The following is a 6344-nucleotide window of genomic DNA, read 5'->3' as shown; positions in this document are numbered from 1 at the left end:
ATGTGAGCCTGTGGGGCCGTGACGCAACTGCCATCGGACAAATGCGGGCGAGCCGCCGCAACGCGGCCTATCTGCCCGACGGCGAACTGCCCGCCGCGCTAGGCCTGACCGGCGACCGTGCCGCAGCCATTGCGCACGCCGCCGACGGGCTGACCATCGTCGCGACGCCGATGTCCGGCCTGCGCGAAACCCTCGCCGCCCTGCCGCCAACGCAGCGCGTGCTGTGGTTGTGCAAGGGTTTCGAGGCAGTCACCGGGCGGCTCGGCCACGAGATCGCACGCGAGTTGCAGCCGGCCATGCGCGTCGGTGTGTTGTCCGGCCCCAGCTTTGCGCAGGAAGTGGCCGCTGGCCGGCCCACGGCCCTGGTCGCGGCGAGCGAGGACGCAGCGCTCGCACAGGCCGCCGTCGATGCCTTTCATGGTGACAGGCTGCGCGTCTACACGTCCAACGATCCGGTTGGCGTCGAAGTCGGCGGCGCAGTCAAGAACGTCATGGCCATAGCGGTGGGCGTCTGCGATGGCCTCTCCGGCGCCGCACCTGATGCGCCGGGGTTGAACGCCCGCGCCGCCGTCATCACGCGCGGCCTGGCCGAGATGCTGCGCCTGGGCCTGGCCCTGGGCGCCAAGGCCGAGACCTTCATGGGTCTGTCGGGTCTGGGCGACCTGGTGCTGACGGCGACGGGCGACCTGTCGCGCAATCGCCGCGTCGGCCTGATGCTGGCGCAGGGGCTCGCGTTGCGGGACATCCTGGCCAAACTCGGTCATGTGGCCGAAGGCGTCTACAGCGCGCCGACGGTGCTGGCGCGTGCGCGCGAGGCCGGCGTCGAGATGCCGATCACCGAGGCCATGGTGGCCTTGCTGGACGGGCGGCTGCGTGTCGGCGAGGCGGTCGAGCACCTGATGGGCCGCGAGGCCCGCGCCGAATAATTCAGGCGCCGCCTGCGTAGCCGTTCTGCCGCCAGGCTTCGAACACGGCGACCGCGACGCTGTTGCTCAGGTTGAGGCTGCGCTGGCCCTCGCGCATCGGCAGGCGCACACGCCGATCAAGCGGGAAGCGCTCACGCAGTTCGGGCGCCAGGCCGGCCGTCTCGCTGCCAAACACGAAGTAGTCGCCCGGCTGCCAGGCCACCTCGCCAAAGGACCGGCTGCCGCGCGTGGTGAAGGCGAACATGCGTGCGGCGTCGGGCGACTCGGCCGCCAGGAAGGCCGCCCAATCGGCATGGCGCTGCACGCGGGCGTACTCGTGATAGTCCAGGCCGGCGCGTTGTAGCAGCTTGTCTTCCATCGAGAAGCCCAAGGGCTCGATCAGGTGCAGGCTGCAGCCGGTGTTGGCTGCGAGCCGGATCACATTGCCCGTGTTGGGCGGAATCTCCGGCTGGACAAGGACGATATGGAACATGGGGCGGAAGTATCCCGCCCCGCTTGGGCTATGCCTCGCCCGGCTCCGGCGTGCGCGCAATGACCCAGGCCTGCACGCTCATCGCGCCGGCCTGCAGCAGCACATGGGCCAGCTCGAACAGCGTCGCGCCGCTGGTCATCACGTCGTCGAGCAGCGCGACGCAGGTGCCGCGCAACTGCGCCGCGCGCAGCGGCTCGACGGCGAAGACGCCGCGCACATTGGCTGCGCGCGCCTCCAGCTTCAGGCTGGCTTGGGCAGCGTTGTGGCGTACCCGCAGCAGCATCTCCGGCTCGCAGCGCAGGCCGCGCYGGCGCGCCAGGGCCTTGGCCAGCTCGTGTGCCTGGTTGTAGCCGCGCTCGCGCAAGCGGTCGTTCGACAGCGGCACGGGCAGCAGCCAGTCTGGCGCGTCGACCTCGGCCGCGGCCAGCGCCGTGTTCAGGCGCTCCAGCAGGCTCTCGCGCAGTTCCAGGGCCTGGTGGTATTTGAAGTGCTGCAGCAAGCCGTCCCAGGGGAAGCGGTAGTCCAGCGCAGCCACGGCGCGGTCCAGCGGTGGTGCCGCGTGCAGGCAGCGCCCGCATTGGGGGCGGGGCCTGCCGGTCAATTCGATGGGCAGCCTGGCCGCGCAGGTCCAGCAGCGCGGCTGCGGGCGTGCGTAGAGGGCCAGGCAGGCTTCGCAGATGGTCTGGTGGCTCCAGGCACGGCAGACGGCGCACTGGCCGGCGCAGCGCAGCAGGACTTTCTCGATCAGTGCAGGCTTCGTTGCCGACAGGGAGCGCTCGGGCATCGGCTCAATATACTGACCGCTCCATGAGTGAACCGGCTTCGACCCCTACTTCAAACAAGGGGCCGCGGCCCCAGGACCTCGACGCCGCCGCCGTTCGCCACCAGGCGCGCCGCCTCGCGGCCGCTGCGCAGCCGCCGTGGTTGCACGACGAGGTCGCCGGGCGCATGGCCGAACGCCTGACCTATATCAAGCTGCAGCCGAACCGCGTGCTGGACGCATCGCCGGCCTTGGGCGCCAGTGGCGAGCTGCTGCGCCTGGCTTACCCGAGCGCGGAGTTGCTGTGGCATGAAGCCGACACGGCGCTGGCGGCTCGCGCGGCCGAGAAGCGCCAGCGCAACTGGTGGCAGAAGCTGCGTGGCGCCTCCTCCGGTCATGTCGATTCGCTGCCAGCGTTGCCCCAGGTCGACCTGTTGTGGTCCAACATGGCCCTGCATGCCTGYGCCGACCTGCCGGAGCTGCTCGACACCTGGCAGGCCAGCGTCGCGGTCGGCGGCTTTGTGATGTTTTCCTGCCTGGGCCCGGACAGCTTCGTCGAACTGCGGCCGTTGTATGCGCGCGCCGGCTGGGGCCGGCCGGCGCCTGACTGGTGGGACATGCATGACATCGGCGACCTCGTGCTCAAGGCCGGCTTTGCCGACCCCGTCATGGACCAGCAGCGGCTGCGCCTGACCTGGGCCACGCCCGAAAGCCTGCTTGCCGACCTGCGGGCGCTGGGCGGCAACCTGGCGCCCGCGCGCTTCGCCGGCTTGCGCGGTCGCAAGTGGAAGGCGGCACTGCTGGCGCAGCTGGAAACGCTGCGCGACGGCGAAGGCCGGCTTGCGCTGACGGTGGAACTCGTTTTCGGCCACGCCTTCAAGGCGGCGCCGCGGCTGACGATGGCGGCCGAGACCCATGTGTCCATCGACGCCATGCGCGCAACGCTGCGCAAGGGCCGTGAAACCGGGTGAAGGGGGATGAAGGGGGTGAATCCCCGGGGGCGGCATGGGCCGTCCCTCTCGGAGCCTGGGCTAAAATCCCGCGCCGCATAGAGGGCTTTGGGGCAACACCCGGCTCAACCCACGGAACTTGCCTCCCAAATCCAGCTGTCGGGCTGGACAAGCAAGCCCCGCTCTTCAAAGAACCAAGTGACAACCATGACGATGATGAACGCACGAGTGCATAGCGCCTCACGCGCTTGGGGCCGTTGGGCCACGGCGGCGATGGCGGCCCTGGCGGCCGGCCCAGCCCTGGCGGTCAACGACCTGAAGGGCGGCCCCGGCGTCAATCAGCTCAATCTGCACGAGCCGGTCACGCGCATCGCGGCCGACCAGATGTGGCTGCACAACTTCGTGATGATCGTCTGCCTGGTCATCTTCTTCGCGGTGTTCGGGGTGATGTTCTATTCCATCTTCAAGCACCGCAAGTCCAAGGGCGCGGTGTCGGCCAACTTCCACGAGAGCGTGGCCGTCGAGATYGCCTGGACGGTGGTGCCCTTCCTCATCGTCATCGGCATGGCCCTGCCGGCGACCAAGGTCGTCGTCGCGATGAAGGACACCACCAACGCCGACGTGACCATCAAGGCCACCGGCTACCAGTGGAAATGGGGCTATGACTACCTGAAGGGTGAAGGCGAAGGCATCGGCTTCCTGGCCACGCTGGACACGGCCCAGCGCGAGTCCTCGAACTCCAAGCACCCCGAAGAGGTCGACGACTACCTACTGAAGGTGGACAACCCGCTGGTCGTGCCGGTGGACAAGAAGGTCCGCATCATCACGACGGCCAACGACGTCATCCACGCCTGGATGGTGCCGGCCTTCGGCGTCAAGCAGGATGCCATCCCCGGCTTCGTGCGCGACACCTGGTTCAAGGCCGAGAAGATCGGTGACTACTACGGCCAATGCGCCGAGCTGTGCGGCAAGGAACACGCCTACATGCCCATCCACGTGAAGGTCGTGTCCGCCGAGGACTACACCAAGTGGGTGGATGGCAAGAAGAAGGAAATCGCCGCCAAGGCCGATGACCCGAACAAGGTCTGGGAGCAAGCCGCCCTGGTCGCCCGCGGCGAGAAGGTCTATGGCGCCAACTGCGCCGTCTGCCACAAGGCCGACGGCTCGGGCGCCGGCCCGATCAAGCCGCTGGACAAGTCGCCGGTCGTGCTCGCCGAAGACAAACTGCAGCAGGTTCAGGTCGTGCTGAACGGCCGCATGGACAAGGGCATGCCCGCCTGGAAGCAGCTCAGCGATACCGACATCGCCGCCGTGATCACGTACACGAAGAACAGTTGGTCCAACAAGACGGGCCAGACGGTGCAACCGGCCGAAGTGCTGGCCGCCCGCAAGTAATCGACCGAACGCCGAATCAGAGGAAATCACATGAGTGCAGTGCTCCCCCCCCACGGCGCGGTCGGTGGCCATGACGGCCACGCCCACGATCACGACCACCACGATGATCACCACGCACCCCACGGCTGGCGCCGCTGGGTGTTCGCGACCAACCACAAGGACATCGGCACCCTCTACCTGCTGTTCTCCTTCACGATGYTGATGGTCGGCGGCATCCYGGCCCTTTGCATCCGCGCCGAGCTGTTCCAGCCGGGCCTGCAGTTCTTCAACCCCGAACTCTTCAACCAGTTCACGACCATGCACGGTCTGATCATGGTGTTCGGCGCCATCATGCCGGCCTTCGTCGGCTTCGCGAACTGGATGATCCCGCTGCAGATCGGCGCGGCCGACATGGCTTTCGCGCGGATGAACAACTTCAGCTTCTGGCTGCTGATCCCCGCGGCCATCATGCTGGTGGGCAGCTTCTTCATGCCCGGCGGCGCCCCGGCTGCGGGCTGGACGCTCTACGCGCCGCTGACGCTGCAGATGGGCCCGTCGATGGACGCCGGCATCTTCGCGATGCACATCATGGGCGCCTCGTCCATCATGGGCTCCATCAACATCATCGTCACCATCCTCAACATGCGCGCCCCCGGCATGACGCTGATGAAGATGCCGATGTTCGCCTGGACCTGGCTGATCACGGCCTATCTGCTGATCGCCGTCATGCCCGTGCTGGCCGGCGCCATCACGATGACGCTGACCGACCGCCACTTCGGCACCGCCTTCTTCAACCCCGCGGGCGGCGGCGACCCGGTCATGTACCAGCACATCTTCTGGTTCTTCGGCCACCCCGAGGTCTACATCATGATCTTGCCGGCCTTCGGCATCGTCAGCCAGATCGTGCCGGCCTTCGCCCGCAAGCGCCTGTTCGGCTACGCCTCCATGGTGTACGCGACGGCGTCGATCGCCATCCTGTCCTTCATCGTCTGGGCTCACCACATGTTCGCCACCGGCATGCCGGTGACGGGCCAGCTGTTCTTCATGTACGCGACCATGCTGATCGCCGTGCCCACGGGCGTGAAGATCTTCAACTGGCTGGCGACGATGTGGCGCGGCTCGATGACCTTCGAGACGCCGATGCTGTTCGCCGTCGGCTTCATCTTCGTGTTCACGATGGGCGGCTTCACCGGCCTGATCCTGGCGATGGCACCGGTCGACATCCAGCTGCAGGACACCTACTACGTCGTGGCCCACTTCCACTACGTGCTGGTGGCCGGCTCGCTGTACGGCATGTTCGCCGGCTACTACTACTGGTCGCCGAAGTGGACCGGCGTGATGTATTCGGAGACCCGCGGCAAGATCCACTTCTGGGGTTCGCTGATCTTCTTCAACATCACCTTCTTCCCGATGCACTTCCTGGGTCTGGCCGGCATGCCGCGTCGCTATGCCGACTACCCGATGCAGTTCGCCGACTTCAACGCGATTGCATCCATCGGCGCCTTCGGCTTCGGCCTGATGCAGGTCTACTTCTTCCTGTTCGTCGTCGTGCCGGCCATGCGCGGCAAGGGTGAGAAGGCGGCGCAGAAGCCCTGGGAAGCCGCCGAAGGCCTGGAGTGGGAAGTGCCGTCGCCGGCGCCCTTCCACACCTTCGAAGAGCCGCCCAAGCTGAACGCTTCGGCCACCAAGATCGTCGCCTGATGGCCATGACGCCCGAACAGCGCAAAGCCAACCGACGGCTGGGATTGATCCTGCTGTCGATTGCCTTGATTTTCGGCATCGGCTTCGTCACGAAGATGGTGCTGCTGGCTCACTGACATGATGAAGCCCCCACGCGCACTTCGTTTGCTGCCCCCCGAGGG

At 67.1% G+C, this 6344-nt stretch carries 7 protein-coding genes; 5 read left to right on the top strand and 2 right to left on the bottom strand.

The annotated features are described in order from the left end of the window. Positions 1 to 926 (top strand): NAD(P)H-dependent glycerol-3-phosphate dehydrogenase (locus ACXJKR_RS21145; RefSeq protein WP_457324494.1); only part of this gene is annotated, 926 nt, incomplete at its 5' end. Between the two features lies 1 nt (position 927). On the opposite strand, the gene trmL is transcribed toward ACXJKR_RS21145, so the two are convergent. Together trmL and ACXJKR_RS21135 are read right to left on the bottom strand one after the other, a co-directional pair. After that, complete coding sequence (trmL, locus tag ACXJKR_RS21140; RefSeq protein WP_457324493.1) at positions 928 to 1398, bottom strand: tRNA (uridine(34)/cytosine(34)/5-carboxymethylaminomethyluridine(34)-2'-O)-methyltransferase TrmL; 471 nt, start codon at positions 1396 to 1398, stop codon at positions 928 to 930. 28 nt (positions 1399 to 1426) lie between these two features. After that, a complete protein-coding gene (locus tag ACXJKR_RS21135) occupies positions 1427 to 2182 on the bottom strand; it encodes a ComF family protein (RefSeq protein ID WP_457324492.1) in 756 nt (251 codons plus the stop codon). Between the two features lie 23 nt (positions 2183 to 2205). On the opposite strand from ACXJKR_RS21135, the gene ACXJKR_RS21130 reads away from it, so the two are divergent. The 4 genes from ACXJKR_RS21130 to ACXJKR_RS21115 all read left to right on the top strand — a co-directional run bounded on the left by ACXJKR_RS21130 (position 2206) and on the right by ACXJKR_RS21115 (position 6299). After that, complete coding sequence (locus ACXJKR_RS21130) at positions 2206 to 3129, top strand: biotin synthase (protein ID WP_457324491.1); 924 nt, start codon at positions 2206 to 2208, stop codon at positions 3127 to 3129. 195 nt (positions 3130 to 3324) lie between these two features. Beyond that, positions 3325 to 4503, top strand: coding sequence for a cytochrome c oxidase subunit II (gene coxB / locus ACXJKR_RS21125; protein WP_457324490.1), 1179 nt, complete (start codon positions 3325 to 3327; stop codon positions 4501 to 4503). A gap of 30 nt (positions 4504 to 4533) precedes the next feature. After that, entirely contained in the window at positions 4534 to 6183 is a 1650-nt protein-coding gene (gene ctaD / locus ACXJKR_RS21120) for a cytochrome c oxidase subunit I (protein WP_457324489.1), read from the top strand. Beyond that, positions 6183 to 6299, top strand: a complete 117-nt coding sequence (locus tag ACXJKR_RS21115) for a cytochrome oxidase small assembly protein (RefSeq protein WP_394326330.1) — start codon at positions 6183 to 6185, stop codon at positions 6297 to 6299. The genes ctaD and ACXJKR_RS21115 overlap by 1 nt, the downstream gene beginning before the upstream one ends. Positions 6300 to 6344 lie beyond the last annotated feature (45 nt).

The sequence above is a fragment of the Roseateles sp. P5_E11 genome, assembly GCF_054049355.1.
This window is presented reverse-complemented; position numbering and strand designations above follow the sequence as displayed.